Annotated in this window: 22 protein-coding genes and 1 pseudogene; 14 read left to right on the top strand and 9 right to left on the bottom strand. The window is 70.8% G+C overall.

Annotated elements, in window-relative coordinates; all coding sequences use genetic code 11:
- Positions 1 to 200 precede the first annotated feature (200 nt).
- Positions 201 to 1,547: a cation:dicarboxylate symporter family transporter gene (locus ICC28_RS18515; RefSeq protein ID WP_188289697.1), complete on the top strand. Its 1,347-nt coding sequence runs from the start codon at positions 201 to 203 to the stop codon at positions 1,545 to 1,547.
- A gap of 86 nt (positions 1,548 to 1,633) precedes the next feature.
- On the opposite strand, the gene ICC28_RS18510 is transcribed toward ICC28_RS18515, so the two are convergent.
- Entirely contained in the window at positions 1,634 to 2,077 is a 444-nt protein-coding gene (locus ICC28_RS18510; RefSeq protein ID WP_188289696.1) for a MarR family winged helix-turn-helix transcriptional regulator, read from the bottom strand.
- Between the two features lie 150 nt (positions 2,078 to 2,227).
- Here ICC28_RS18510 and ICC28_RS18505 point away from each other — a divergent pair, with 150 nt between their 5' ends.
- Both ICC28_RS18505 and mltG read left to right on the top strand, forming a co-directional pair.
- Positions 2,228 to 4,030, top strand: a complete 1,803-nt coding sequence (locus ICC28_RS18505; protein WP_188289695.1) for an ABC transporter ATP-binding protein — start codon at positions 2,228 to 2,230, stop codon at positions 4,028 to 4,030.
- 43 nt (positions 4,031 to 4,073) lie between these two features.
- A complete protein-coding gene (gene mltG / locus ICC28_RS18500) occupies positions 4,074 to 4,922 on the top strand; it encodes an endolytic transglycosylase MltG (protein WP_188289694.1) in 849 nt (282 codons plus the stop codon).
- A gap of 12 nt (positions 4,923 to 4,934) precedes the next feature.
- Here the strand turns inward: mltG and ICC28_RS40620 are convergent, their stop codons facing one another.
- From ICC28_RS40620 to ICC28_RS18490, 3 genes and pseudogenes are all read right to left on the bottom strand, one after another.
- Entirely contained in the window at positions 4,935 to 6,002 is a 1,068-nt protein-coding gene (locus tag ICC28_RS40620; protein WP_317454043.1) for an NAD(P)-binding domain-containing protein, read from the bottom strand.
- Positions 6,003 to 6,101: 99 nt separating this feature from the next.
- A pseudogene (locus ICC28_RS40615) lies at positions 6,102 to 7,058 on the bottom strand (ABC transporter substrate-binding protein); the annotation flags it as partial.
- A gap of 51 nt (positions 7,059 to 7,109) precedes the next feature.
- Positions 7,110 to 7,805, bottom strand: coding sequence for an ABC transporter ATP-binding protein (locus tag ICC28_RS18490; protein ID WP_411158609.1), 696 nt, complete (start codon positions 7,803 to 7,805; stop codon positions 7,110 to 7,112).
- Positions 7,806 to 8,217: 412 nt separating this feature from the next.
- Here ICC28_RS18490 and ICC28_RS18480 point away from each other — a divergent pair, with 412 nt between their 5' ends.
- The 6 genes from ICC28_RS18480 to ICC28_RS18455 all read left to right on the top strand — a co-directional run bounded on the left by ICC28_RS18480 (position 8,218) and on the right by ICC28_RS18455 (position 13,496).
- Positions 8,218 to 8,640 carry a secondary thiamine-phosphate synthase enzyme YjbQ gene (locus tag ICC28_RS18480; protein WP_188289692.1) on the top strand — a complete coding sequence of 141 codons (423 nt, stop codon included), beginning with the start codon at positions 8,218 to 8,220 and terminating at the stop codon, positions 8,638 to 8,640.
- A 385-nt stretch (positions 8,641 to 9,025) separates the two neighbouring features.
- Positions 9,026 to 9,859, top strand: a complete 834-nt coding sequence (locus ICC28_RS18475; RefSeq protein WP_188289691.1) for a DUF4397 domain-containing protein — start codon at positions 9,026 to 9,028, stop codon at positions 9,857 to 9,859.
- 96 nt (positions 9,860 to 9,955) lie between these two features.
- Positions 9,956 to 10,642, top strand: coding sequence for a class F sortase (locus ICC28_RS18470; RefSeq protein WP_223189036.1), 687 nt, complete (start codon positions 9,956 to 9,958; stop codon positions 10,640 to 10,642).
- Positions 10,639 to 11,247, top strand: a complete 609-nt coding sequence (locus ICC28_RS18465) for a sigma-70 family RNA polymerase sigma factor (RefSeq protein WP_188289690.1) — start codon at positions 10,639 to 10,641, stop codon at positions 11,245 to 11,247. Before ICC28_RS18470 ends, ICC28_RS18465 begins: the two co-directional genes overlap by 4 nt.
- Complete coding sequence (locus ICC28_RS18460) at positions 11,231 to 11,962, top strand: anti-sigma factor domain-containing protein (RefSeq protein ID WP_188289689.1); 732 nt, start codon at positions 11,231 to 11,233, stop codon at positions 11,960 to 11,962. Before ICC28_RS18465 ends, ICC28_RS18460 begins: the two co-directional genes overlap by 17 nt.
- Positions 11,963 to 12,107: 145 nt before the next feature.
- Positions 12,108 to 13,496, top strand: a complete 1,389-nt coding sequence (locus tag ICC28_RS18455) for an aspartate ammonia-lyase (protein WP_188289688.1) — start codon at positions 12,108 to 12,110, stop codon at positions 13,494 to 13,496.
- A 90-nt stretch (positions 13,497 to 13,586) separates the two neighbouring features.
- On the opposite strand, the gene ICC28_RS18450 is transcribed toward ICC28_RS18455, so the two are convergent.
- A complete protein-coding gene (locus tag ICC28_RS18450) occupies positions 13,587 to 15,026 on the bottom strand; it encodes a pre-peptidase C-terminal domain-containing protein (RefSeq protein WP_223189035.1) in 1,440 nt (479 codons plus the stop codon).
- A 309-nt stretch (positions 15,027 to 15,335) separates the two neighbouring features.
- On the opposite strand from ICC28_RS18450, the gene ICC28_RS18445 reads away from it, so the two are divergent.
- The 5 genes from ICC28_RS18445 (at position 15,336) to ICC28_RS18425 (ending at position 20,669) form a co-directional block, all read left to right on the top strand.
- Complete coding sequence (locus ICC28_RS18445) at positions 15,336 to 16,274, top strand: ABC transporter substrate-binding protein (protein ID WP_188289687.1); 939 nt, start codon at positions 15,336 to 15,338, stop codon at positions 16,272 to 16,274.
- A 2-nt stretch (positions 16,275 to 16,276) separates the two neighbouring features.
- A complete protein-coding gene (locus ICC28_RS18440; protein ID WP_188289686.1) occupies positions 16,277 to 17,242 on the top strand; it encodes an amino acid ABC transporter permease in 966 nt (321 codons plus the stop codon).
- Positions 17,239 to 18,003, top strand: coding sequence for an amino acid ABC transporter ATP-binding protein (locus tag ICC28_RS18435; RefSeq protein WP_411158606.1), 765 nt, complete (start codon positions 17,239 to 17,241; stop codon positions 18,001 to 18,003). Before ICC28_RS18440 ends, ICC28_RS18435 begins: the two co-directional genes overlap by 4 nt.
- Positions 18,000 to 19,217 (top strand): M20 family metallopeptidase, encoded by a 1,218-nt coding sequence (locus ICC28_RS18430; protein ID WP_188289685.1) that lies wholly within the window; start codon positions 18,000 to 18,002, stop codon positions 19,215 to 19,217. The genes ICC28_RS18435 and ICC28_RS18430 overlap by 4 nt, the downstream gene beginning before the upstream one ends.
- A gap of 162 nt (positions 19,218 to 19,379) precedes the next feature.
- Positions 19,380 to 20,669: a cyanophycinase gene (locus ICC28_RS18425; RefSeq protein ID WP_188289684.1), complete on the top strand. Its 1,290-nt coding sequence runs from the start codon at positions 19,380 to 19,382 to the stop codon at positions 20,667 to 20,669.
- Between the two features lie 79 nt (positions 20,670 to 20,748).
- On the opposite strand, the gene ICC28_RS18420 is transcribed toward ICC28_RS18425, so the two are convergent.
- The 4 genes from ICC28_RS18420 to ICC28_RS18405 all read right to left on the bottom strand — a co-directional run bounded on the left by ICC28_RS18420 (position 20,749) and on the right by ICC28_RS18405 (position 26,368).
- The gene (locus ICC28_RS18420; protein ID WP_188289683.1) at positions 20,749 to 21,627 is read right to left on the bottom strand and encodes a MurR/RpiR family transcriptional regulator; all 879 of its coding nucleotides are present in this window, start codon (positions 21,625 to 21,627) and stop codon (positions 20,749 to 20,751) included.
- 238 nt (positions 21,628 to 21,865) lie between these two features.
- A complete protein-coding gene (locus ICC28_RS18415) occupies positions 21,866 to 22,123 on the bottom strand; it encodes a hypothetical protein (protein ID WP_188289746.1) in 258 nt (85 codons plus the stop codon).
- A gap of 25 nt (positions 22,124 to 22,148) precedes the next feature.
- The gene (locus ICC28_RS18410; RefSeq protein ID WP_188289682.1) at positions 22,149 to 23,363 is read right to left on the bottom strand and encodes a hypothetical protein; all 1,215 of its coding nucleotides are present in this window, start codon (positions 23,361 to 23,363) and stop codon (positions 22,149 to 22,151) included.
- The gene (locus tag ICC28_RS18405) at positions 23,360 to 26,368 is read right to left on the bottom strand and encodes a DEAD/DEAH box helicase (protein ID WP_188289681.1); all 3,009 of its coding nucleotides are present in this window, start codon (positions 26,366 to 26,368) and stop codon (positions 23,360 to 23,362) included. The genes ICC28_RS18410 and ICC28_RS18405 overlap by 4 nt, the downstream gene beginning before the upstream one ends.
- Positions 26,369 to 26,374 lie beyond the last annotated feature (6 nt).

Below are 26,374 nucleotides of genomic sequence, written 5' to 3'. Positions count from 1 at the left end.
TCCGCACGGAAGGCGCTTTCCGTATCGCAGAAGTCTCGTCCAGGGACTTCCAGGGGCTCGCAGACGTCCTTGGAAGCCCTGGAAGCCCTTGGAAGTCCTGAAGTCCTTGGGAGTCCTTGGGAGTCCTTGAACGAGACAGAGAAGTCCTGCAGAAGTCCCGTCCCGGCTTCTGTGTACCACCGTCCCCCCAAGGAGTGCCCGTGCCGCCGTCCGTCCCGTCCCTGCCGCGACGCGTCGCACGCTTGCTGCGTACCTCACTCTTCGCGCAGGTCGCCTGCGCGCTCGTGCTCGGAATCGTCGTCGGGAAGCTGTGGCCCGGCTTCGGAGCGGACCTCCAGCCGCTCGGCGACGGTTTCATCCGGCTCATCAAGACGATCATCTCCCCGCTCGTGTTCTGCGTGGTCGTCGTCGGCATCGCCAAGGCCAGCGATCTCAAGGCGTTCGGCCGGATCGGGCTGAAGGCGCTGATCTGGTTCGAGGTCGCGAGCACGCTCGCGCTGATCATCGGGCTCCTCGCCGCCAACGTTGTCCAGCCCGGTGCCGGGATGAACGTCGACCCGTCCACGCTGGACTCCGCGGCGGTGGACGAGAAGACGGGCGGCGGCTCGCTGCCGTCGACGACGGAGTTCGTGCTGCACGCCCTGCCCACCTCTTTCATCGGCGCCTTCGCCGAGAACTCCCTCCTGCAGGTGCTGATCCTGGCCTGCCTGGTGGGCGCCGCACTGCTGCACCTCGGCCACACCAAGGTCCCGCAGGTGCTGCCCGCCATCGAGCAGGCCCAGGAGGTCATCTTCGCGATCGTCGGCTTCGTGATGCGCCTCGCCCCGCTCGCGGTGTTCGGCGCGATGGCCGTCCTGATCGGCAACTACGGCCTCGGTGTCGTCGAGACCTACGCCAAGCTGATCGTTCTGTGCTACGCGGCCGCCGCGTTCTTCATCGTGCTGCTCGCCGTCGCCCTGAAGCTGCTCACCGGGCTCAGTCTCTGGAAGTTCCTGCGCTACATCCGTGAGGAGATGCTCCTCGCACTCGGTACCGCGTCCACCGAGTCCGTCATGCCGCGCGTGATGCAGAAGCTGCGCAAGGCCGGAGCCCGCGACGACGCGGTGGGCCTCGTCCTGCCCACCGGCTACTCCTTCAACCTCGACGGCGCCTCGCTCTACCTCTCCATCGGCACCCTGTTCGTCGCCCAGGCCGTCGGGGTCGACCTCAGCCTCGGCCAGCAGATCACCGTGATCCTGGTCCTCATGCTGACCAGCAAGGGCATGGCGGGCATCCCCGGTTCGGCCTTCCTCGCCCTGTCCGCGACCGCCTCGTCGCTCGGAGCCATCCCGGCCGGTGCCGTCGCGCTGCTGCTGGGCGTGGACCGGATCATGGACTCGATGCGGGTCGTGACGAACCTCCTCGGCAACTGCGTCGCCGTGTTCGCCGTCTCGCGCTGGGAGGGCGCGCTGGACATCGAGAAGGCGAAGAAGGTGCTGGGCGGCGAGGAACCCGCACCGGCGCAGCAGCCCGCCAAGGAAAAGGAACCGGTCTCCGAGACGAGTTGAGATCCCCTACGGAGCGGGCCGCGACCACTTGCCGGTGGTCGCGGCCCGCTCCGCGTGCGCCGACAGCGCATCACCAGCCCCGAGAATCAGCAGCGCCGCTCGCCGTCCACCAGCGTGTCCAGCAGGTCCCCGAGCACCTCGCGCTGCTCGCCCGTCAGCGGCGCCAGGATCTCCTGCGCGGCCGACCGGCGCGCCCCGTGCAGTTCCCGGAGCGCCTTGACCCCGTCGTCCGTGAGCTCGATACGGATCACCCGCCGGTTCGCCGGATCCGGCACCCGCCGCACCTTGCCGCTCGCCTCCAGACCGTCGACCAGCGTCGTCACCGCGCGCGGAACCACCTCCAGGCGTTCGGCGAGGTCGGCCATCCGGGGCGGCGCCGGGTAGTGCGCGAGGGTGCGCAGCAGCCGGGACTGGGCCGGGGTGACGCCCAGGCCGGACTGCTCGATGTGCCGCTTCTGGATGCGGTGCACGCGCCGGGTGAGGCGGAGCAACTGCTCGGCGAGCAGGCCGTCGGGATCGGGGGTGGTCATGCGGGAACAATATCAGGATGATGTTCATTGTGAGCATAGGTAACAATGAGCTAAGCTCCGTCAGCCCTTCTTCAGCCGCACCCCCGTAGAAGCCGCATCCCCGTAAAAGCCTCACCTCTCCGTAGAAGCCTCACCTCCCCGTAGGAGCCCATGCATCCCGATCACACCCCCGACTGGACACCGCCGGAAGACACCAAGGAAGAACCCCGGCAGGTGCGCCGCATCCTGCGCCTGTTCCGCCCCTATCGCGGACGCCTGGCCGTCGTCGGCCTGCTCGTCGCCGCCTCCTCCCTCGTCTCCGTCGCGACCCCCTTCCTGCTGAAGGAGATCCTCGACGTCGCGATCCCCGAGGGCCGCACCGGCCTGCTCAGCCTGCTCGCGCTCGGCATGATCGTCGGCGCCGTCCTGACCAGCGTCTTCGGCGTGCTGCAGACCCTGATCTCGACCACCGTCGGCCAACGGGTCATGCACGATCTGCGCACCGCCGTCTACGGCCGCCTCCAGCGCATGTCGCTGGCCTTCTTCACCCGGACCCGCACCGGCGAGGTCCAGTCCCGCATCGCCAACGACATCGGCGGCATGCAGGCCACCGTCACCTCCACCGCCACCTCGCTCGTCGCCAACTTCACCAGCGTGGTCGCCACGATCGCCGCGATGATCGCCCTGGACTGGCGCCTGACCGTCGTCTCGCTCCTGCTGCTCCCGGTCTTCGTGTGGATCAGCCGCCGCGTCGGCAACGAGCGCAGGAAGATCACCACCCAGCGCCAGAAGCAGATGGCCGCGATGGCCGCCACCGTGACCGAGTCGCTCTCGGTCAGCGGCATCCTGCTCGGCCGCACCATGGGCCGCTCCGACTCGCTCACCCGCGCCTTCGCCGCGGAGTCCGAGCAGCTCGTCGGCCTGGAGGTGCGCTCGAACATGGCGGGCCGCTGGCGCATGGCCGTCATCACGATCGTCATGGCGGCCATGCCGGCCGTCATCTACTGGACCGCGGGCCTGGCCCTCCAACTCGGCGGCCCGCAGGTCTCGATCGGCACGATCGTCGCCTTCGTCTCCCTCCAACAGGGCCTGTTCCGCCCGGCCGTCAGCCTGCTCGGCACCGGCGTCCAGATCCAGGCCTCGCTGGCGCTCTTCCAGCGCATCTTCGAGTACCTCGACCTGCCGATCGACATCACCGAGCGCGACAACCCCGTCCACCTGGACCGGGTCAAGGGCGAGGTCCGCTTCGAGAAGGTCGAGTTCGGCTACGACGGCCAGGGCGCCCCCATCCTCGACGGCATCGACATCACCGTCCCCGCGGGCGGCAGCCTCGCGATCGTCGGCCCGACCGGCGCGGGCAAGTCCACACTCGGCCACCTCGTGCCACGCCTGTACGACGTGACCGGCGGCCGCGTCACCCTCGACGGCGTCGACGTCCGCGACCTCGACTTCGACACCCTCGCCCGCGCGGTCGGCGTCGTCTCGCAGGAGACGTACCTCTTCCACGCCTCGGTCGCTGACAATCTGCGCTTCGCCAAGCCGGACGCCACCGACGAGGAACTGCACGAGGCGGCGAAGGCGGCCCAGATCCACGACCACATCGCCGCCCTGCCGGACGGCTACGACACGGTCGTGGGCGAGCGCGGCCACCGGTTCTCCGGCGGCGAGAAGCAGCGCCTGGCCATCGCCCGCACCATCCTGCGGGACCCGCCGGTGCTCGTCCTGGACGAGGCGACCAGCGCTCTGGACACCCGTACGGAACGCGCGGTGCAGGAGGCCATCGACGCGCTCTCGGCCGACCGGACCACGCTCACCATCGCGCACCGCCTGTCCACCGTCCGGGGCGCCGACCAGATCGTGGTCCTGGACTCCGGGCGGGCCGTCGAACGCGGTACGCACGAGGAGCTGCTGGAGCGGGACGGCCGCTACGCGGCCCTGGTCCGCCGGGACGCCCGACTGGAGCCGACAAGATGACGATATGCCGGGATTAGGATGATTTACGGGTTAACGTGCCCGCATGCACATGAACACTCCGCCACGGAGCGCGATTCGTCTGACGCGCCGGGGCCGTCTCGTCCTCATCGCGACCGGGGCCGTCGTGGCGGGCACCGCCGTGGCGGTGCCGCTGCTGAGCCTGCAGAGCGAGGAGGAGAAGAAGCCCACCACCCTGCTCATCCCGGAGGGCTGGCGCGCCGGCCAGGTCTACGAAGCCGTCGACAAGAGCCTCGCCCTGCCGCCGGGCACGACCAAGAAGTCCCTGGGCAAGGCCGATCTGAAGCTGCCGAACGATGCCGAGGGCAACCCGGAGGGCTACCTCTTCCCCGCCACCTACCCGCTCGAACACAACGGCAAGAAGGCGACGCCCGAGTCGCTGCTGTCGTACATGGTCGACACCGCCAACAAGAAGTTCAACGGGGCGCCGATCGCGGCCGGCGCCCAGCGCAACGCCATGAACGTCTACCAGGCCGTCACCATCGCGAGCATCGTCCAGGCCGAGGCCGCCACCAAGGCCGACATGGGCAAGGTGGCCCGGGTCGTCTTCAACCGGCTGGAGCGCGGCATGCCGCTCCAGATGGACTCCACCATCAACTACGCGCTGAACCGCTCCACACTGCGGACGACGGACGCCGACACCCGCATCGACAGCCCCTACAACTCGTACCAGCGCATGGGACTGCCGCCGACCCCCATCGACAACCCGGGCGAGGACGCGATGCGCGCCGCGATCAACCCCACCCCGGGCAACTGGCTGTACTTCGTCACCGTCAAGCCCGGCGACACCCGCTTCACGGCGGACTACGAGGAACACCAGCGCAACGTCGCCGAGTTCAACCGCAACCAGCAAGCAGAGCAGAAGGCCAAGTAGCCGGGCGGGACATCACGCGGCGACCGGCTCCCCGGCCAGCAGCCGCCTGATGTCCCGAACGGCCGCGCGCCCCGCGCGGTTGGCGCCGATGGTGCTCGCCGACGGCCCGTAGCCGACGAGGTGGACCCGCGGATCGGCGACCGCCCGCGTCCCCTCGACCCGGATGCCGCCGCCCGGCTCGCGCAGCCGCAGCGGCGCCAGATGGTCGACGGCCGCCCGGAACCCGGTCGCCCACAGGATGACGTCGGCGTCCACCCGGCGGCCGTCGTCCCAGGCCACGCCGTCCGGGGTGATCCGGTCGAACATCGGCCGCCGGTCCAGGACGCCGTCCGCGATCCCCTGCCGTACCGCGTCGTTGAGCGGCAGCCCGGTCACCGACACCACGCTCTTCGGCGGCAGCCCTCGCCTCACCCGCTCCTCGACGAGCGCGACCGCCGCCCGGCCCGCCTCCTCGTCGAAGGGCCCCTCGCGGAAGACCGGAGGCCGCCGGGTGACCCAGGTGGTGGCGGCCGCGAACGGGGCGATCTCCAGCAGGTGCTGCGTCCCCGAGGCACCCCCGCCCACCACCACGACCCGCAGTCCGGCGAACTCCTCGGGTCCGGGGTACTGCGCGGTGTGCAGCTGGCGTCCGCGGAAGGTCTCCTGCCCCGGGTAGCGCGGCCAGAACGGCCGGTCCCAGGTGCCGGTCGCGTTGATCAGCGCCCGCGTCGACCAGACCCCGGCCGAGGTCTCGACGAGCAGCCGCCCGTCCGTGCCCTCCCGTACGGCCCGCACGTCCACCGGTCGCCGTACCCGCAGGTCGAAGGTCCGCTCGTAGGTGTCGAAGTACTCGGCGATCACCTCGGCGGACGGCCGCGCCGGATCGGCGCCGGTCAGCTCCATCCCGGGCAGCGCGTGCATGCCGTGCACCTTGCCGTACGTCAGCGACGGCCACCGGAACTGCCAGGCGCCGCCCGGCCCGGGGGAGTGGTCGAGGACGACGAAGTCGCGCTCCGGCTCGAACCCGGTCCGGCGCAGGTGATAGGCACCGGCCAGTCCGGCCTGACCGGCACCGATGACGACTACCTCGATGTTGTTCACGCTTCTACTAACCGCACCGAGGCCGTGGATCTTCCCGCCCCAGGAGGTGCGGGGCGCGGTCGTGGAGGGCGGCAGACTCCCGTTGAACGCGGGGTCGGCGAACCTCGCGAAGTCGACCTTGCGCGGGATGAGCCTCAGCGCGGTGAACGTGTCCGCGATCTCCTGCTCGGACGCGATCAGCGGCGCGTCGACCGCGACCGGCACGCGGGAGGCGTAGGAGCGCCCCACCGCGGCCAGCGCCACCTCGTACGGCAGCCCGGTCTCCTCGGTCCACACCCGCGCCCACTCCCGCTGATGCCCGTGCACCCAGTCGTCGGCGCGCCGCAGCCGCTCCAGGTAGTCCTCGATCGCCGCGGCCTTCCTCCGGTCCTTCAGCGCGGAGGGCGCCGCCACCTGGAAGGTCAGCCCGTTGGTCACCCCCTCCCCGGTCGTCAGCACCCGCCCCTGCTTCGCCCGGAGCACCTGCGAGGTGTACGGGTCCCACACCGCCCACGCGTCGACCTGGCCGGAGGTGAACGCGGCGAGCACGTCGGCCGGCTGAAGGTACTTCACCCGCACGTCCCCCAGCCCCAGCCCGGCCTTCCTCAACGAGGCGACCAACTGGTAGTGCGCCGACGAACCCTGCGCCACGGCCACGGACCTGCCCTTCAACTGCCCGGGCTCCTTCAACGGCGAGCCCTCCGGTACGAGGATGGCGTCGCCCTTGCTCGTGCCGTGCCAGGCGGCCACCACCGTGATCTTCGAGTCGGCCCCGGCCGCGAAGACGGGCGGGGTGTTGCCCACGCCACCGATGTCGACGGCCCCCGCGTTGACCGCCTCCAGCAGCGGCGGGCCGGAGGTGAAGGTGGACCACTTGATCCTGTAGTCGAGGTTCTTCAACTCTCCCGCGGCACGCAGGACGGCCTCCGAACCGCCCTTCTGATCACCGACGTTGAGGGTGAGGGAGCCCCGGCCGTCGGTGTCCGAGGAGCTCCGGGCGGCCGGGCTCCCGCCGCACGCGGTGAGGAGCAGGGCGAGGGGGAGCAGCAGGGCGGCGGGGACGAGGCGTCGTCGCATGAGGGGGCCGTTCTCGGGTCTCGCGGAGGGTTCAGGCGGCTTCAGGTGGCTTCAGGCGGCTTCGGCGGCGGTGTCGACACCGAGCCGTTCCAGCAGCTCGGCGCGCAGCTCGGCGAACCGGGGATCGGTGATGTCACGGGGTCGGTCGAGGTCGATCGGCTGCTCGTGCGCGATCGCACCGCGGTCCATCACGAGCACGCGGTCGGCGAGCAGTACGGCCTCCTCCACGTCATGCGTGACGAGCAGGACCGCGCAGCCGCGCCGCCGCCACAACTCGCCCACGAGACGCTGGGCCTTGATACGGGTCAGCGCGTCCAGCGCGCCGAACGGCTCGTCGAGCAGCAGCAGATCGGGCTCGCGCACCAATGCCCGTGCCAGGGAGGCGCGTTGGGCCTCGCCGCCGGAGAGCGTCCGGGGCCAGGCGGCCGACCGGTGCCCGAGGCCGACCTCCTCCAGCGCCCGCTCGGCGAGGGCGCGTTCGGGCCTTCCGGGCAGTCCGAGCACGACATTGCGCCACACCTTCTTCCACGGCATCAGCCGCGGCGCCTGGAAGGCGACGGCCCGGCGGCCACGCGCCGCAGCGAGGTGCCCATGGCGGAGGTCAGCGACCCGTCGGCGACCAGGCCCCACCCCACCTCGGCGATCCGCCCGGGCGAGGCGAGGGCGTCCGCGGCCAACAGACCCGTACCGCTGAGGACTTGCCACAGCGCGAGCAGCAGCAGCGGGCCGGCGGTGCGGCGCAGCCAGCGGGGGAGGGAAGCGCGACGGGAGGAAGCGGGACGCAGCGGAACGAGATCGATGGCTTCCTCAGTGCCGTACTTCAGGGACATATCCGGCCTGGGAGAGCTGGGCGGGGCATGACTGATGCTCATGGGTACTCCACGGAGGCGGCGAGCGGCCGATCAGGAGGGAAACGCGCCTCGGCGCGCGCACGAGAGAAGGGGGAAAGGCGTCAGCGGCCGCGACGACACGCGGCGGAGACCACCCGCAGCAGGTCGATGTGACCGCGCGTGGTGAGCAGGGCTGAACGCAACATGCGGCCGAACGTAACGAGGCGCCCTTCCCCTGGTCAACGCCCCTTCGCCGAACTTCACGCGCGCGTCACACTCCGGGCGGCGGCTCGCGCCCCGCGACGGCCGGATAGGCGAGGATGGAGGACATGTCAGACACCTTCACCACCCGAGTTCTGAACATCGCCTCCGGCAACACGGAGAGGATCGTCGACCTCACCCACGACTGCGAGGCATTCCTGCGGGAGGCGGCCTCCGGCCGCGACGGCCTGCTCAACGTCTTCGTCCCCCACGCCACAGCCGGAATCGCCATCATCGAAACGGGCGCCGGCAGCGACGACGACCTCCTCGCCGCCCTGCACACCCTCCTCCCCGCCGACGACCGCTGGCAGCACCGCCACGGCAGCCCCGGCCACGGCCGCGACCACGTCCTCCCCGCGATCGTTCCCCCGCACGCAACGCTGCCGGTGGTGAGCGGACGGCTGGAGCTGGGGACGTGGCAGTCGGTGTGCCTGGTCGACACCAATAAAGACAATGCCAACCGTCAGGTGCGGTTGAGCTTTCTGGGCTGATCGAGCCGATCAGGATCGTCCTTGGTGTGATCCCCGATCCTTCTTGCGCCTGCCGAGCGAGGCGCGCGCGACACCGTGTACGAGGGGGTGGCCCCCCGTGAGACCGCCCGACCGGATGGCGGACGATCCTGGCCGACGGCTCTCCCGTGACCATGAGCAGAGGCTTCCACACCTTCCGTCACTACCGCGACCTGCGACAACCAGGTGAAAGTTCCTTACGGAGGGTGAAAGCCGTGCGGACGGGCGTGCCGCCGTCAGGGGGTGGGCGGCCCGTTTCCGCGACGGGATTCGAGTGCGGGTGAAACCGATCGGGAGGAGTCGGCGGAATACCTCCTCACCCAGAGGGATCGAGACCCTTCTCGACCGGACGATCGGAATCAACGTCATGAACACTCGTTCTGCTGGTGCCGTTCTCTCCGCCGGCATCGCCGTCGCCCTGACCGCCACCGCCGCCGCTACCGCGTTCGCCCAGCCGCAGGCTGCCGGAGAGCAGGCCACGGTGTCGGTGTTCCACGGTGTTCCCGGCCTGACCGTGGACGTCTACGCGGGTGACAAGGAGTTGCTCCCCGACTTCGCCCCGGGCACGCTCACCGACCCGCTGAAGCTGGACCCGGGCTCCTACGACATCAAGGTCTTCAAGGACGGCGAGGGCCCGAAGGGCACCCCGGCCATCGAGAAGACGGTCGAGGTCCCCGCCGGGGCCGACGCCACGCTGGTCGCCCATCTGACCGCCGACGGCAAGCCCGCACTCGACGCCTTCGTCAACGACACGTCCAAGGTTCCCGCCGGCAAGGCCCGGGTGACCGTCCGCCACGTCGCCGCCGCCCCCGCGGTGGACGTCCGCGCCGACGGCACCGCGGTCTTCAAGAACCTGGAGAACCCGAAGGAGGCGAAGGGGGAGGTGGCGGCCGGGTCGGTCTCCGCCGACGTCGTCCTGGCCGGTACGGACACGGTGGCGATCGGTCCGGCGACCCTGGACCTGGCCGAGGGCGGCAACACCGTCGTCTACGCCTGGGGCAGCGCCACCGACAAGAACCTCGCGCTCAAGACCCAGAGCATCACCGGCATGCACTCCGCGCCCAGCGGCGTACCCGCCGGGGAGACCGGAGAGGCCGCGGTCGCACACAACGAAGGCGTGCTGGGCGCCCTGTCCCTGGGCGCACTTGTCGCGCTGGGCGCCTCCGGCTACCTGCTGCGCCGCCGCCACGAAGCCGCCTGAGCCGGTAGTACCTGCCCCGACTCCCGTCGGTTGTCCGGTGCGGTCAGCCCGTGTGGCTGACCGCACCGGACGACCGCCTCACCGGAAAGGCCGGACATGGGCACGGCCCGCGCGCAACGCCGCACCTTCCTCGGTGCCGTCATGGCTCTCTTCGGCATCGTCCTCGCCGTGGCGGCGCTCCTCCTGGCCGGTGCCCGGGCCGACCGTGCCGCCGGTACCGGCGACTTCGGGACCGCGCCGACCGCCACCGCTGCACCGAAGACGCAGCAGACCGCGAGCCCCGCGCCCTCCCGCACTGCCGCGGGCCCGGCCGCTCCGGCCGCGTCCACCGTCCCGGCGCCGCGCGAGCTCGTGATCCCCCGGCTGGGCCTCCGGGCCCCGATCGACCCGGTGGGCGTCGCCGACGACGGGCAGATGGAGGTCCCGAAGGATCCGGACCGGGTGGGCTGGTACCGCTACTCACCCGCTCCGGGGGCCGACCGGGGCTCCTCGGTCGTCGTCGGGCACGTCGACGCGAAGGGCCTGGGCCTCGGTGTGCTGTTCGGTTTGACCGAGGTCCGGCAGGGCGACCGGGTGCGGGTGGCGCGCGACGACGGCACCACCCTCACGTACGAGATCACCGCTCGCCGCACCCTCGGCAAGGCGGCCCTGGTGAGCAGCGCGGTCTTCGACCGGGACGGGCCCGCGGTACTGAACCTCGTCACGTGCGCCGGCCCCTACCTGCCCGACAGGGGCGGCTACCAGAACAACCTCGTCGTCACGGCCGTGGAGGTGCCCCGATGACCGCCAGGTGGAGCGGAGCCCGGGTCCTCCCGGCCGGTGCCCCGGCCCCGACCGCGATGCCGGAGGACAGACTCGGCGAAGGGTTCGCCGAAGGCGACGAGTCCTCCCTCGAAGAGGCGTACCGCCGATGGGGCGCCCTCGTCCACACGGTCGCTGCGCGCAAGCTCGGGGACGCGGAGGAGGCGAAGGACGTCACCCAGCAGGTGTTCGTCGGGGCGTGGCGGAGCCGCGAGAACTTCGACCCGCGGCGCGGAGCGCTCAAGACCTGGCTGCTGGGCATCACCCACAAGAAGGTGGCCGACGCGCTCACCCGCCGCTCGCGCGACGCACGGGACATCGAAGCCCTCGCCTCGCTGGCCGGCTCGGCCCAGCCGTCGGCCCTCGCGGCCGAGTCGGTGGTGGACTACGTCGTGCTGACGCGGGAGATGGAAGAACTCACCGACCACCAGCGAATCGTGCTCAGGATGGCCTTCTACGAGGACCTGTCCCAGTCCCAGATCGCCGAGCGCACCGGACTTCCGCTCGGAACGGTGAAAACGCACACACGGCGTGGTCTGATGCGTCTCAAGAAGCGGTTGGAGGTGGACGGTGAAGCACACCGATGAAGAGACGCTGGCGATGATGGCCCTCGGAGAGGAAACCGACCCCTCGGCCTCCCTCCACCTGAACGAATGCGACGCCTGCCGCCGCGAGTTCGAGAGCCTGCGCCGTGTCGTCGCCGCGTCGCCCGGCGTCCCCCCGGACGGTGAGCTGATCGCCCCGCCGGACGATACGTGGGACGCCATCGCCGCCGAACTCCGCCTCCAGAGCCGTGCGGTCGCCCCCCTGCGCCCGCCCGCGCCCGCCCCTGCGGCCCAACCCCGCCCCCGGGCGCCACGGCGCTTCGGCCGCTTCGCCGTCGCCCTCGCGGCGTGCGCCGCCCTCCTCGGCGCTGCGGCGGGAAGCGCGATCACCTGGTGGATGACCCGGAGCGAGACCGCCCGGGTGAGCACCGTCGCCGAAGGGAAGCGCCTCCAGACCTTGCGCACCGGCTCGGCCGGTTTCGCCGGACTGACGAACGACAGCGGGCGGCGGTCCCTTGAGATCACCGTGAAGGGGCTGCCCGAGAATTCCGGCTACTTCGAGGTGTGGCTGATGGACAGCAGCCACACGAAACTCGTCTCGATGGGTGTCCTCGGCCCCGACGGCCGCGCCGTTCTGCCGGTCCCGGACACCATCGACTTGCGCGAGTACTCCGTCGTGGACGTCTCCGTCCAGCCGTACAACGGCAAACCCGACCACTCCGGTGAAAGCCTCGTCCGGGGTACCTACGCCGGGTGACCTGCGGCGGCCCGGTGCGGTCGTCGAGGTGCGCCTTGTGTCGTAACAAATGATTCGAAGAAGCGGTTGCATGCCTGATCTGTAATGCTCGATACTTCATGGCGGGTGGCGTGCGAGTCGCCTGTACCGACAGTGAGGGGCGGACATGCGACGCGAAGAGCGCGATCTCATCGGTGTGCGAGAAGTGCCGGACGACGTGTACTGGGGCATTCACACCCTGCGCGCGCTGGAGAACTTCCCCCTCACGGGCATACCGCTCTCGTCGCACCCCGAACTCGTCGTCGCGCTCGCCGCGGTGAAGGAGGCGTCCGCGCTGGCCCACCTGGAGCTGGGGGCCCTTCCCGAGGAGCGGGCCCAGGCGGTCGTGGCGGCATGCCGCGAGATCCGCACGGGCCGCCTCCACGACCAGTTCGTCGTGGACGTCTTCCAGGGCGGCGCGGGCACCTCGGCCAACATGAACGCCAACGAGGTCGTCGCCAACCGGGCACTCGAAATCCTGGGCCACCCGCGCGGCCGCTACGAGCACCTGCACCCCAACGACGACGTGAACCGCTCCCAGAGCACCAACGACGTGTATCCCACGGCGGCCAAGCTGGCGGTGTACGCCTCCGCGGGCCGGCTGCTCGACGCGATGACCGTGCTGCGCGACGCCTTCGGCGACCGGGGCGGGCACTTCGCGAAGACGGTGAAGCTCGGGCGCACCCAGCTCCAGGACGCCGTGCCGATGACGCTGGGCCGGGAGTTCGACGCGTTCGCCCTCACCGTACGGGACGACGCCGACCTCATCGGCCTGGCCGCCGCCTCCCTCCTGGAGGTGAACCTGGGGGGCACGGCGATCGGCACCGGGCTCAACGCGGACGAGGGCTTCGCCCGGCTGGCCGTCACCCACCTCGAAACCGTCGCGTCCGTGCCGGTCCGGCCCGCCCGAGACCTGGTGGAGAGCACGCAGGGCATCGGCGGATTCGTCCGGCTCTCCGGCGCCCTCCGCCAGTTCGCCGTACGACTGTCCAAGATCTGCAACGATCTCAGGCTGCTCGCCTCGGGTCCCGGGGCGGGCCTCGGCGAGATCCGGCTGCCGGAGCTCCAGGCGGGGTCGAGCATCATGCCGGGCAAGGTGAATCCGGTGATGCCCGAGGCCGTGAACCAGGTCTGCTTCGATGTCCTCGGCGCGGACGCCGCCGTCTGCGCGGCGGCCCAGGCGGGGCAGCTCCAGCTGAACGCCTTCGAACCCCTGATGGTCCACCACCTGCTCAATTCGGCGAACCGGCTCACCGCCGCCTGTCGGATCCTGGCCGAGCGCTGCGTCCTCGGCATCGAGGCCGACGAGGAGCGCCTGCGCGCCCTGGTGGAGCGGAGCGCCGGCCTCGCCACCGCGCTGAATCCGGTCATCGGCTACCAGCGGTCCACAGCCCTGGCCAGGGAGTGCCGCACGTCGGGGGTGCCTGTCCGCGAGCTGGCGGCCCGTGACGGGCTGCTGACCGAAGGAGAACTCGACGAGCTGCTCGACCCGTGGCGCCTTGCCCGCACGTGGTAGTCCGGCGAGGCGGAGTCCCGGCCGGGACCTCACGTGCGGTACGTCAGGTGCGGAACGGGATGCCCGCGGGGCGGGGCCCCGCGGGGGGCGTCAGCTTCTGGTGAGGGTGCAGGCGTAGGTGGCCGTGCCGGAGCCCCTGTAGGCCTCCACGTCGAGGTAGTAGGTGCCGGTGCCCGTTCCGGTCGCGGTCCTGGTGAACGACAGGGACTCGTCGGTGCCCGCCCCGTCGTTCACGGAGCGGGTCAGGGTACTGCCGTTCGCGTCGAGCCAGTACACGTCGGCGTCGTAGGCGGTGGGCACGGCGCAGTTCACCGAGACGGTCTGACCGGCCGCCACGGAGACCTTGAAGTAGTCGCGGTCGCTCGTCGACTTCATGCTGCCCGTGAGGGTGCCGGGCGAGGCGAGCGCGGTGGCGTCGTCGGCCGTGTCACGCGTGTCGTTGGGCTCGCTCTCCGCGACCGTGGACCCGCCGCCGCCCTGGGTGCCGCAGTCGGTCAGGGGCGTCCCGTTGTAGAGGTTGGCGTCGGTCACGCCGTCCGTGACGCTGCGCAGGTAGTAGCCGCAGGTGGGGCGGTTCTTGAAGTCGAAGGTGGAGCCCGGTCTCAGACGCCAGATCTTGAAGCCGCTGTAGGTGAGCGGCTTCCTGCCGACGGCCTGCTCCGGCTGATGGTCGGCGAGGACGACGTAGGCGTCCTTGCCGTACTGCGTCGCCATGCCGTTGCGGTCGAGGAACAGCGACCCGCCGCCCTCCTCCACGCCGACGCCCCAGGCGGAGCCGCCCGGTGCGAGGCCGTCCTTCACGGCGCGCGCCAGGAAGGACATGGTGCGGCCCATGCGGTCGCGGGTCACGAAGTGGGAGTCGTTGATGACGGCTCCGTAGTTCGCCCACTCGAACATGCCGGTGGTGAAGCTGATGTACCGGTCGTACGGGTTGGCGAGGGCCTCCGCGCTGGTGACGCTGCCGTTGCAGGCGTCGTAGACGATCGGGCTGTTGATGTGGTGCCCCGCGCTGCCGCCGCCGGAACCGCCGCCCTTGGCGACGACCGACTCGACGGAGGCCTCCAGGGCGGTGCCCTTCCAGGCGGCGTAGCGGCACTGGTCGCCGCCGGCGAAGTAGACGAATTCGGCGTTGCGGACGTCGGTGTTTATCTGGCTGTTGTTGCCGTCGGACGCCGTCGTCAGCGTCCACGTCGTACAGGAGTTGACGCCGGTCAGCCCCGTGATCGTGTCGCACTCCGGAGTCTTGCTGCCCGACGTCGGCGCTGAACCGGCCACGACGACCACGTCGAGGCTACCCGTGCCGCCGCGGATCTCGTCGATGGCCCGGGTCATCGAGGCCGTCACGATGCCGCCGGCTCCGTTCATCGTGAACGCCGGACCGTTCCACGTGCTGCGGCTGACGTCGGACGCGCTGCCGAGCCGGATGCGGTCGGCCGCCGCCTGCGCCGGCTGATGGGCCATCAGCACGGAGGCCATCGCGGTGAGGACGACGGCGGCCGCTGCCGGGGGCGTGAAGGGGCGGTGTGTCATGTGTACTCCTGGAAAGGGGCTGATCCGATGCCGCGGCCGTCGGACGAGGGCTGCGGGATTGGTAGCGGAACATACAAGTAATGGTTTTGATGGGGAAGATGTAAGTCCGGGGCAGCGCCGCAACCGCCGGGATTGAGCCACGAGGGTGCGTCAAAAATGCCCAAATCACCCCAGTAGCAAGGCCGGAACTCTCGTTACATGAACGTAATGGGACTTACATCTAGCCATCGCATGGGTTCCTCTGTAATTTCGCAGCAGTGCCGGGCGGTCAGACTCCGTCGGCAGATAACCACCGAGAGGTTCCAGGCGATGAACGCTCCTATCGCGCGCCCCGCGGCCGCCGCCGTCGCGGCGACCCTGCTCCTGTCCCTGTCGGCCTGCGGCGGTGACGAGCCCGCCGCCCCGTCGGGCAAGGTCGTCATCGGCGGCGTGGAGATCGTGAAGGACCAGAAGCTGCACGACCTGCTCCCCGAGAAGATCAAGAAGGCCGGCGAGGTGCGCGTCGCGACGGACGTGCCGTACCCGCCCTTCGAGATGTACGTGAAGGAGGGCGAGACCGAGCTGACCGGTCTGGACTACGACCTCGGCCAGGCCCTCGGCGCCAAGCTCGGCGTGACCTTCGCCTTCTCCCCCCAGAAGTTCGACGGCATCGTCCCCGCCATCCAGGCCGGCAAGTTCGACGTGGCGATGTCCGCGATCACGGACAACAAGGAGCGCCAGAAGGTCGTCGACTTCGTCGACTACTCCCAGTCCGGCTCCGGCATCCTCGTCGGCGACGGCAACCCTGCGAAGGTGACCACCCTCGACGACCTGTGCGGACGGAAGGTCGCCGTCCAGGCCGCGACCAACCAGCTCGACCTGCTCAAGTCCCACCAGGCCGCCTGTTCCGGCGCGGGCAAGGGCACGATCGACATCCAGACTTTCCCCAAGGACTCCGACGCCCAGCTCGCGCTGCGCTCCGGCAAGGTGATCGCCCAGGTGCTGACCAAGCCGGCCGCCGGCTGGGTCGCCAAGACGGCCGACAGCGGCAAGGCCTTCGACCTCGTCGAGGACCCCGCGGCCCCGGGCGGCTACAACGCCTCGCCCAACGGCATCGCGGTCAGCAAGCAGCTGCCCGAGCTGACGGACGCCATCCAGAAGGCGCTGCAGTCCCTCATCGACGACGGCACCCTGATCAAGATCTACGACAAGTACGGCGTCCCGTCCATCGCGGTGAAGGAAGCCACCAAGAACGCGGCGGTGGACTGAAGATGGCCGGCACGACCAAGGTCCCGCAGAGCACCACCACCACGGACCAGCCCCCCACCGGGGAACTCGAGATCGTCCCCGTCCGCAACTACGCGCGCTGGATCGCGGCCGTCGCCTCGGTCCTCGCCCTCGTCGGACTGATCGGCTCCCTCGCCAAGAACGACAACCTGCGCTGGGACGTAGTCGGTGACTACCTCTTCGCCGACCTCATCTTCGACGGTCTTGCGACGACGCTCTGGCTCACCGCCGCCGCCATGCTGCTCGGTCTGGCCCTCGGCACGCTGATCGCCGTCATGCGGCTCTCGTCCAGCCCCGTGCTGTACGGACTCGCCAACGCGTTCGTCTGGGTCTTCCGCGGCACCCCGCTACTCGTCCAGATCATCTTCTGGGGCTACGCCGCCGCGCTCTACCAGTACGTCAAGATCGGCATCCCCTTCACCGACATCACGTTCTTCCAGGCCGAGACCAACGCGCTGCTGACACCGGCGATCGCGGCCCTCCTGGCCCTCGGCCTGAACGAGGCGGCCTACGCCTCGGAGATCGTCCGCGCCGGCATCCAGTCCGTCGACCCCGGCCAGGCGGAGGCCGCCCACTCGTTGGGCATGCGGCCCGCGCTCACGATGCGCCGGGTCGTCCTGCCGCAGGCCATGCGCGTGATCATCCCGCCGATGGGCAACGAGACCATCAACATGCTCAAGATGACCGCGCTCGTCTCGGTCATCTCCGCCCACGACCTGATGTCGAACATCCAGGACGTGTACGCCCAGAACTACCAGGTCATCCCCATGCTGGTCGTGGCCAGCATCTGGTACCTGACCCTCGTCACCCTCCTCAGCGTGCCCCAGGCCTGGCTGGAGCGGCGCTACGGCCGCGGGACCACCCGCGCCGGGCACGTCTCGCCCTTCCGGCGCCTCCTCGGCGGAACGGTGGAGCGGCTCGGCAAGAACAGCAAGGAGCAGAACCGATGAGCACCCCCATGGTGCGCGCCGAAGGCGTACGCAAGCACTTCGGGAGGCTGGAGGTCCTCAAGGGCATCGACCTCACCGTGGAGCGCGGTCAGGTCTGCTGCCTCCTCGGCCCCTCCGGCTCCGGGAAGTCCACCTTCCTGCGCTGCATCAACCACCTGGAGAAGGTCGACGGCGGCCGGCTCACCGTCGACGGGGAGCTCGTCGGCTACCGCCAGCAGGGCAACAAGCTCCACGAACTGCGTGAACGCGAGGTCGCCGACCGCCGCCGCGACATCGGCATGGTCTTCCAGCGCTTCAACCTCTTCCCGCACATGACGGCCGTCGAGAACGTGATGGAGGCCCCCGTCAAGGTCGCGGGCGTCTCCCGCGCCGACGCGCGGGAGCACGCCCACGCCCTCCTCGACCAGGTCGGTCTCGGCGACCGTGGGCACCACTACCCAGCCGAGCTGTCCGGCGGGCAGCAGCAGCGCGTGGCGATCGCCCGGGCGCTCGCCATGAAGCCCAAGCTGATGCTCTTCGACGAGCCGACCTCCGCCCTGGACCCCGAACTCGTCGGAGACGTCCTGGACGTCATGCGGCAGCTCGCCGCGGACGGCATGACGATGGTCGTCGTCACCCACGAGATCGGCTTCGCCCGCGAGGTCGGCGACACCGCCGTCTTCATGGACGAGGGCGTCGTGGTGGAGGCGGGCGACCCCCGCCAGGTGCTCGTTGACCCGGAGCAGGAGCGCACCCGCGCCTTCCTGTCCAAGGTCCTGTGAGCGCCCCGACCCGCCGCCAGGAGAGGCTCGACGACCTCCTGGACCTGGCCCGCGCCCGCGGCGCCGACTACCTGCACGACCTGGAGGAGCTCGTCTCCGTCGACTCCGGCTCCTACAGCGCCGAAGGTGTCAACGAGGTCGCCGACTGGATCGAGCGCAGGCTCGAACGGATCGGATTCACCGTGGAACGCGTTCGCTTGCCGTCGCCCCCCGACGGACACCGGACCGGCGACGCCCTCGTCGGCCGCCGACGCGGCACGCTGCCCGAGTCGGAGGGCGGCCGCAGGATCCTCCTCGCCGGCCACATGGACACCGTCTTCGACAACGGCACCGCGGCCGCCCGCCCCTTCCGGATCGACGGTTCCACGGCGTACGGCCCCGGCGTCAGCGACGACAAGGGCGGCCTGCTCGCCGGACTCACGGCCCTGGAGATCCTCTGCGACCTGGGCGCCGACGCGTACGACGAGCTGGTCCTGCTCGCCACCCCCGACGAGGAGATCGGTTCGCCCGCCAGCCGGCCGCTGATCGAGGCGACGGCCGCCGGCGTGCACTTCGGGCTCGGCCTCGAATGCGCCCGGGAGAACGGTGACCTCGTCATCGCCCGCAAGGGCGTCGCCGACTTCCGCCTCACCGTCACCGGCCGGGCCGCACACGCCGGCATCGAGCCCGAGCGCGGCGCCAACGCCGCCCTCGCCGCCGCCCACCTCACCGTCGCCCTCCAGGCCCTCAACGGCCACTGGGACGACGTGACGGTCAATGTCGGCGTCGTCCGGGCCGGGACCCGCGCCAACATCGTCTGCCCCCGTGCGGAACTGCGCATCGAGGTGCGCGCCGCCACGACGGCCGACATCCAGCGCGTCACGCGGGCCATCCGGGAGGCCGCCGACCAGCCGGGCGTCCCCGGGGTCACGGTGGAGGTCGAGCAACTCGACCTGTGCCCCCCGATGGAGGACACCCCCGCCTCCCGGCGGATGTTCGACCACGCGCGCGCCGCCGCCCGGGCGGCCGGCATCGAGCTGGGCGCCGCCGCCACCGGCGGCGTGGGGGACGCCAACTTCATCGCCGGCGCGGGCATCCCCGTTCTCGACGGCCTGGGCCCGGTCGGCGGCGCCGACCACACGCCCCAGGAGTGGCTCGACGTCACCAGCGTCCCGCAGCGCATCGCCCTCCTCGCCGATCTGATCGCCTCCCTGGGCACGGCCGGCACCACCTGAACGACGCCGGTGCCACCTCGACGCCGACCCCGACGCGCGGCGGAGGCAAGCCCCGCTCCCCTCCGCCCCGGGTACGCCGGGGAGGCGCCCGCCCCGGGCCCCGGCCACGCGCCCCGCCCCTCGCACCGTCCCGCGACCCATCCGACCCTCAACGGAGGCACCATGCGCGTCCCTTCCGCACCCGCACGCCGCACCGTCCTCGCCGGCGCCCTCGCCGTCTCCCTCCTCTCGGTCTCCTCCTCCGCCCTGGCCGACGCCCCGCGGGCCCGGACCCAGGCGGGGTCCCTCGTCCTGATCGGCGGAGCCCTCAAGGAGAGCAACACCCAGGTCTACGGCGAGATCATCAAGCGGGCCGGCGGCCCCGGCGCCCGCATCGGGATCATCACGGCCGCCTCCGTACCCGAGCGGCAGGACCCCCACGCCGGCGACCCCGAGCGGTGCAGCAACTCCGCCTGCAACGGCGCGTACTACGCCGAGGTCTTCAAACGGCACGGCGCCGCCGACGCCCAGTGGATCCCCCTGGACATCGACCACGTCGCCAACGCCGACTCGGACGCCGTCGTCGCACAGGTCAACTCCATGACCGGCTTCTTCTTCGGCGGCGGCGACCAGTACCGCTACGTCACCACCCTGCTGCGCGGCGACGCGCACCGGGACTCCAAGGTCCTGGCCGCCATCCGCGCCAAGCTCGCCCGGGGCGCCGTCGTCGCCGGGTCCTCCGCGGGCGCCCAGATCGCCTCGGGCCCCAACATGGTCACCGGCGGAGAGTCGTACGAGGGGCTCAGGGACGGCAGCGCTCCCGGCTACTTCGACGACGCGACCCGCCTCGGCCACCTCCCCGAGGGCGGCTTCGGCTTCCTCCGCTCAGGGCTCGTCGACACCCACACCGGCGCCTACGGTCGCGAGGGCCGCGCGCTCCGCCTCGCCTCCGACACCGGCCACGACCGCGTCTACGGCCTGGAGGAGAACACCGCCCTCGTCGTCGACCGGCCGGGCAGCGCCCGCGAGCACCTCAGCGTCCTCGGTCCGAACGGCGTCGCCGTCCTGGACCTGCGCGACGCCCGCGCCCACGAATCCGAGGACGGCTGGTCCCTGCGCCGGGCCCGTTACAGCTACCTCACGGACGGGGACCAGTACGACGCGCGCACCTGGACGCCGCGCGTCCACCCGTCCAAGCAGCCCCTGAACTCCGTCGGAACGGCGCCCGTGCCCGCCAACACCGACGTCTTCTCCTCCGCGGCCAACCCCCACGGCGTGCCGTACGGCTTCCGCACCACCGCGCGGGCGCTCGCCTCGACGCGGGCGCAGAACAGGGCGACCGCGACCACGTTCGAGAGCGGGCCGCGGTTCACGGTGACGTTCACCAAGGCGCGCGGCTTCGCCGCCTTCACCGGCGACGGCACGGACGCCCGCACGCTTCTCTCCCTGCGCATCGACATCGCGCCGCGCTGACCGGCACGACACGGAGCCGGCCTCCGGACGGGGGCCGGCTCCTTTCGCGTCGTCGAACGGACCGCGACGCGCGGTCCGCTCAGAGCAGGCCGGTGCGCCGGGCGACCCGCTCCGCTTCCTTCATGCGTTCGTGGCCGCTGCCGCCGATCCGGTCGAGGACGGCGGCGACGAGGGCCTCGACGACCGCCAGGGCCGGTACCAGGCTGTCGTAGGGGGAGTCCGAGGAGACCTGGGTGATGAGCACGACGTCCGCGTGGGCGGCGGCGGGGGAGAGCCACGGGTCGGTGAACACGATGACCTTGCCGCCCCGCTCTCGGGCCAGTTCGGCGATCAGCGTCTTGTCGGCCTCGTAACGCCGGTAGTCGAAGAGGACGGTGACGTCGCGTCGGGTGAGCTGCGTGAGGAAGGAGGTCCGCTCCACGTCCTTGTGCGGCAGGAAGCCCACCTGGTCGCGGAACTGCATCAGGTGCAGGCCCAGGTACTCGGCCATCAGGTGCGTGAAGCGTCCGCCCGCCACGTGCACGCGACGGCGCGGGTCGGAGAGGAGGCCGACGGCGTCCTCGAACTCGTGGGCGGACACCTCGTTGAAGGTCTGGGCGACGGCCTGCCGCACGAGTGAGGAGCGCGCGCCGAGCTGGGTGGCGGCGGCGTCCTGCGGAGCCTCCGTCCGATCGTGCTTCGACGTCTCCGCGGCCGTGTAGAGCGTGATCGGCGAGGCGTTGCGCGCGTCGAGTTCGGAGCGGAGAGCGGCCTGGAGGTCGGGGAAGCCCCGGTAGCCCAGCCGGGAGGCGCACCGCAGCACCGTGGGTGCCGACACGCCCGCCCGCTCCGCGATCGTGGCGACCGTCTCGAAGACCGCGGCCGGATACCCCGCCAGCAGCACCCGCGCGACCTTGCGCTCCGCGGGACTCAGCTGTCCGAGCCGACTGCGGATCTCGTCGGCCAGCGTGGGGCTCATGGCGTTCCCTTCTGCGGCGTGGGACCACCGAGGAGCACGGCAGCCGTCGAGGCCGCGTCCTCCGGCTTGCCACGTTTCAGATCAGCGAGTTTCAGGGATCGAATGTACCGCCCATTACGGAATCTGCCCAGTCCCCCGGAGCCGACGCGACGGTGTCCAGCGTCAGGCCCCTGCTCAGCTGGAAGCTGCGGCAGGCCGCGTCGGAGCCCGGCCCGTACTGTCCGTCCAGGATGAGGCCCTAACCGTGCGCGCTGTTCATGCGGTACTGAGCGCCCCTCGCCTGCCGATGCCCCGGGTGGCGTAGGCCCTCGTCCGTATCGCCGGCCAGGGCGGTGGCGAGATCGAGCACGGTGGTGGCCTCCTGGCTGACGAGGGAGCGGGGAATCATCGACGGAGCGATGACGGCTGCGCACTCTCCCCATCCGTCGCGTGTCTCGGCCGGCCAGGGCAGCGCCAGCACGAGCCATCCGGCCGGTGACAGCAGTGCGGTGTTCATCGTGTTCTTCCCCCATGAGCGGTGATCACTGTTGTGCGTTCTCCAGTCGGGCCAAGTGGGCCTCGAGGCCGCTGCGGCCGGTCTTTTCGGCGCCGCCGCGGAGCCGGGACAGGGCGGGGACCTCCAGGCGCAGTTGACGGGCCAGGCGAGCGATGTGGTCCTCCGCCTCCTGTCGCGTGACGTGCCGTCGAGAGCCGAGGCGCTGGTCCAGGCGGTCCAGCAGGGCGTACTTGCGCAGGTTGTCGTCCGGGCACCACAAGCGGAAGAAGCCGCTGCCCGCCATGCGGTAGGTGCCTACGCGGGACACCGGGAGACCGTTCTCGCCGAAGGCCGTGGCGGGCAGGGAAACCGACCAGGTGCCGTCGTCGTCCTGCTCCGGAGCGACCGAGTCGAGGCCCTGCTCGCGGAGCCACTTCCGGGCGGCCCGCACGACGCGCTCGTCCGCCTCCTCGGCCGTGATCTCGTCGTCGAGGGTGCTGATCAAGCCTGGCGTACGGGTGCAGAGCTCGCTGAGCTCCGGGTCGTGTGCCGTGCCCGCGCCTGCCTGGCCGTAGACCAGGAGCCCCGTTCGGCCGCGTACCAGATAGACGGGCAGGAAGACGAGCTCTTCGTTGAGGCTCTCCACGGAGTTGAGGGCGACGGGCAGATTGAACCGGGCCCGGTCGGTGCGGCTCGTGAGGCGGTCGAGGGTCGCGCGGTCGAAGCCGGAGTCCGCGATGATCGGGGTGAAGCGTGGGTATCGGTCGATCCGCAGTGCCCTGTCCAGTTCGTCGCCGGACAGCAGGGTCACGACCTCTTCGTCGTAGTGGACCCGGGTCAGCGGGGTGCAGCTCAGGGCCTCGAAGTACAGCTTGCGGCGATCCTGGCGGGTGATCACGTAGCGGATGTCGTCGTCCACCGAGCGCTCCCCCAGGGGCGTCAGAGAGAGACGCCCCGCGGACTCCTGCAGATGGCCGATCGCCATCAGGACGCGAACGGCCTGAGCGACCAGGGCACGGTCCAGGGCGAAGAACGTGGCGAGTTCGTCGACGGTGTGCAAGGCGCCGTGGCGCAGACCGCGGCCCAGGAAACGGTCGATGAGGAAGAAGTCCTCGCCCTCGGTGATGTCGGCGCGGATCTCCACCTGCCACACGGGCAGGAGCAGGGCATGGAGCCGGGTGGGCACGATGCCCTGGCCGAAGGCGGCGTCCTCCAGGACCCGTTCCTCGGGGAACGGCATCAGGCGGGGTGCTGTTGTCACGGTCGGCCTCCCGTCGGGGGCAGGCCGGCATCTTCGTCCGAGCTCGGGGCGGCTTCGTCGAGCGCCGCCATGACGTCCTGGTAGTCCACCAGGTCGCCGCGGTCGAGCAGATGCCGGTGAAGATCGTCGGCCAGAGCGCGGAACCCGGGGTCGTCCGCGCGGAGCAGGGTGCTCAGATCACCCGTCATCACCAACTGGCTCTTGGCGCGGGTGAAGGCGACGTTGGCGCGCCGCAGCTCCTTGAGGAAGCCGATCCGGCCCTCGGGGTTGCTGCGCGTGAAGCCGTACAGGACGACCTCGCGCTCTCCGCCCTGGTAGGAGTCGACGCTGCCGACCGAGGCGTCGGCGAGCTGTGAGTCGCCGATCAAGGGGGTGAGGTGCCGCACGACCTCCAGGCGCTGCGCGAGGTAGGGGACGATCACCACCCACTCGGAACCCCGCCGGTGGTAGAAGGCGGCGAGGCGGGCCAGGAGGCGCGCCTCGCACGTGTTGAGGACGCCCTTGCGGCCTCGGCGCTCAGCCCGCCGTCCGGCCGTCTCGCGACGTTGGCCGCCGGGCAGCGCCGCGGTGTCGACAAAGGCCATCGGGCTGGCGAACAACGGGTCGGTGTGCCGGTGCTCCTTCTCGGTGAGCAGTTCTCCCCGGTAGAAGGAGGCCGAGATGAAGTCGGCGATCTCGGCCGGCATCCGGCGCTGCCGGGCCAGCTGGACGATGTGGGAGGAGGGCAGCCCGGCCCGCAGCAGCTCCAAGGCGCTCTGTGACGTCAGGCGGAGCAGTTCAGGGTCGCCCTGGCCCTGGGCCCAGTCGGCCACCTCGGAGTCGCTGAAGGGCGGCAGTTGCCGGTCGTCGCCGACGAGGACACCGCGGCGGACCCGGGTCAACGGCACCAACGCGTCCGGGACGCCGACCTGGCCGGCCTCGTCGAGGATCCCCAAGTCGAAGTCGACGTCGGACAGTTCGGCACGGGAAGCGGCCCCGATGCACGTGGCACCGACCACCTGGGCGTAGCGGACGAGTTCGGGCACCAGCTGTCCCGGGTCCTGGGCGATGGCCGCCCGCCATTGCTGGGTGAGCTTCTGGCGTTCGGAGACGAGCGGCAGCCATGCCTCCAACTGCCGGTGCAGAGCGTGCAGGGCATGCGTGGCATCGGCCGGGTCCGACAGCCGTGCGGGCCCGGACACACCCGGCAGGACCGCGCTGAGCGCGCTGACAGCCATGTCGGCGGTCTCGTAGGCGGACTGAAGGGCCTTGCCGAGCTGCCCCTCCGCGGCCTGACGGGCAGCCAGGGACGCGTTGACGGCAGGGTCCTCCCGGACCGCGCGGTCCACCTCGGCGCCGGCCGCCTCCGCTTGGCGGCGCAGCTCGGGACCCAGTGCCTCAAGCCGCTGGATCTCGTGCCGCACCGTGGTGAGTTCCTCTTCCCCGCGGCGGGCCCTGGAACGGTGCATCCGTCCGGTCAACCAAGCGTGGGAACGCTGCCGTTCGGATTGCACCTTCGACTGGAGCTGAGCCGCCTGCTCGGTGAGCCGCAGCCGCGCTGACTCCCGCTCGTTCTCCTCGCGTCGAAGCTCCGCCAGCCACTCCCGGGCCGCCGCGCCGGCCGCTCGGATCGCGTTTTCGAGGCGCAGGGCCGCGGCCTTCTCGCTCTGGACGAGGTCGTCGACCTGGCCGAGCAGGGCGGCGAGTTCCGCCGTCCACGGTGCGGCGGCCGCGGCGTCCCGGTAGGCCTGCTCGCGCGCGACCATGGTGTGTCGGATTCCCTCGCTGAGGTTCTCCGACTGTTCCTCCAGGAGCAGCGGCTTCACGTCGGCGTGGACCTTGCTCTCGTCTCCGACCCGAATCACCACGAGATCCCGTGGCAGGCGGGCGAGCACGTTGTCCACGGCGCGATTGGTGTGGGAGGTGACGAGGACCCGGCCGCCGTTGGCGGCCGCCGTGATCGCGGTGGTGTGGGCGATCTCGGTGATGGTCCGGGTCTTGCCGGTGCCGGGCGGCCCGAGCACCACAAGGAGATCCTCAGTGGCCAACGCCTTGCGGAACGCGGCGAGTTGTTCGGGATCGAGCTCCTCGTGCGGCCGCACCTCCGTGGCCGGGATCGTACGCACCCGATGCTCGACCAGCGCCGACAGCAGGCCCGGGCTCGGCGTGTCCTGCGCGCGCAGACTCGCCACCGCCTGCCGCTGTTTGTTGAAGACCACCGAGCCGGGTACGAGTTCCAGGGCGCCGCGCGCGGGCAGCCGATCCCACGACACGGGTTCGTCGAAGTGCACCGTGACGCCTTGCCCCGAGACACGCTTCACCTTGCCGCGCGTCTCCATGCCACCCTGAATCCGGACGAAGGCACCCATCGGCGGCAACTCGGGGCCGACGACCTGGAATTCGTACGCGGCCTGCGGAGTGCTGCTCCGGCGCTTGCCGCCGGTGGCCGTCAGGCGCTGATAGGGGAAGGGCGCGGCACTGCGGTCCTCCCTGGTGGTGATCTCCTCGGTCGCGTCGATCAGCCGGTCCACGGTGTCGAGGAACTCCGATTGCGCTTCGCTGACGGAGGGGGTCCCTCGCTGCTGCGTCTGCGCTTGACCGAGGCTCTCCCAGGCCTGTTCGATGCTCTGCCACTGGGCGTCCGAGCCCTCGGGCACCGCCCTCAGTTCGAGCACCATCCGCCAGGCGGGTGGGCGCAGAAGGAGACAGGACCGAGCGAGGCGCGCGCGGTCGGCGAAGCGCAGCGGGTCGATGTGCTTGACGAAGTAGCCCGTGCCTCGATTCGTCGTCTCCAGGCGCAGCCGGTAGGTATGGGTGTGCACCAGCAAGGACGGTTTGAATCGGCTGTTGCCAGGGTCGAGGCGTACGGCGGCGCCGCCCTTGAGCTGGTTCAGATCGTGGACGATCTGTGAGACGTCGGACGGCAGCCCGGCGCTGGACTCGATCTTGGTGCGGAGCTGCTCGTCCAGCGCGATTCCCGGGACGAGCACCAGCGGAGCGCGCAGGTCGACGGTGGTGACAGGCATCGATGA

The sequence above is a fragment of the Streptomyces sp. TRM68416 genome (genome assembly GCF_014596915.1).
In the GTDB taxonomy this organism is placed as follows: Bacteria; Actinomycetota; Actinomycetes; order Streptomycetales; family Streptomycetaceae; genus Streptomyces.
This window is presented reverse-complemented; position numbering and strand designations above follow the sequence as displayed.

Bases quoted from the DNA above. Each gene is read 5' to 3' on its own strand.
- ICC28_RS18465 (WP_188289690.1), top strand. From the start codon at position 10,639: ATGACCGCCAGGTGGAGCGGAGCCCGGGTCCTCCCGGCCGGTGCCCCG.
- ICC28_RS18510 (WP_188289696.1), bottom strand. From the start codon at position 2,077: ATGACCACCCCCGATCCCGACGGCCTGCTCGCCGAGCAGTTGCTCCGC.
- ICC28_RS18435 (WP_411158606.1), top strand. From the start codon at position 17,239: ATGAGCACCCCCATGGTGCGCGCCGAAGGCGTACGCAAGCACTTCGGG.
- ICC28_RS18455 (WP_188289688.1), top strand. From the start codon at position 12,108: ATGCGACGCGAAGAGCGCGATCTCATCGGTGTGCGAGAAGTGCCGGAC.
- ICC28_RS18415 (WP_188289746.1), bottom strand. From the start codon at position 22,123: ATGAACACCGCACTGCTGTCACCGGCCGGATGGCTCGTGCTGGCGCTG.
- ICC28_RS18450 (WP_223189035.1), bottom strand. From the start codon at position 15,026: ATGACACACCGCCCCTTCACGCCCCCGGCAGCGGCCGCCGTCGTCCTC.
- mltG (WP_188289694.1), top strand. From the start codon at position 4,074: ATGCACATGAACACTCCGCCACGGAGCGCGATTCGTCTGACGCGCCGG.
- ICC28_RS18420 (WP_188289683.1), bottom strand. From the start codon at position 21,627: ATGAGCCCCACGCTGGCCGACGAGATCCGCAGTCGGCTCGGACAGCTG.
- ICC28_RS18425 (WP_188289684.1), top strand. From the start codon at position 19,380: ATGCGCGTCCCTTCCGCACCCGCACGCCGCACCGTCCTCGCCGGCGCC.
- ICC28_RS18445 (WP_188289687.1), top strand. From the start codon at position 15,336: ATGAACGCTCCTATCGCGCGCCCCGCGGCCGCCGCCGTCGCGGCGACC.
- ICC28_RS18440 (WP_188289686.1), top strand. From the start codon at position 16,277: ATGGCCGGCACGACCAAGGTCCCGCAGAGCACCACCACCACGGACCAG.
- ICC28_RS18405 (WP_188289681.1), bottom strand. From the start codon at position 26,368: ATGCCTGTCACCACCGTCGACCTGCGCGCTCCGCTGGTGCTCGTCCCG.
- ICC28_RS18505 (WP_188289695.1), top strand. From the start codon at position 2,228: ATGCATCCCGATCACACCCCCGACTGGACACCGCCGGAAGACACCAAG.
- ICC28_RS18475 (WP_188289691.1), top strand. From the start codon at position 9,026: ATGAACACTCGTTCTGCTGGTGCCGTTCTCTCCGCCGGCATCGCCGTC.
- ICC28_RS18480 (WP_188289692.1), top strand. From the start codon at position 8,218: ATGTCAGACACCTTCACCACCCGAGTTCTGAACATCGCCTCCGGCAAC.
- ICC28_RS18470 (WP_223189036.1), top strand. From the start codon at position 9,956: ATGGGCACGGCCCGCGCGCAACGCCGCACCTTCCTCGGTGCCGTCATG.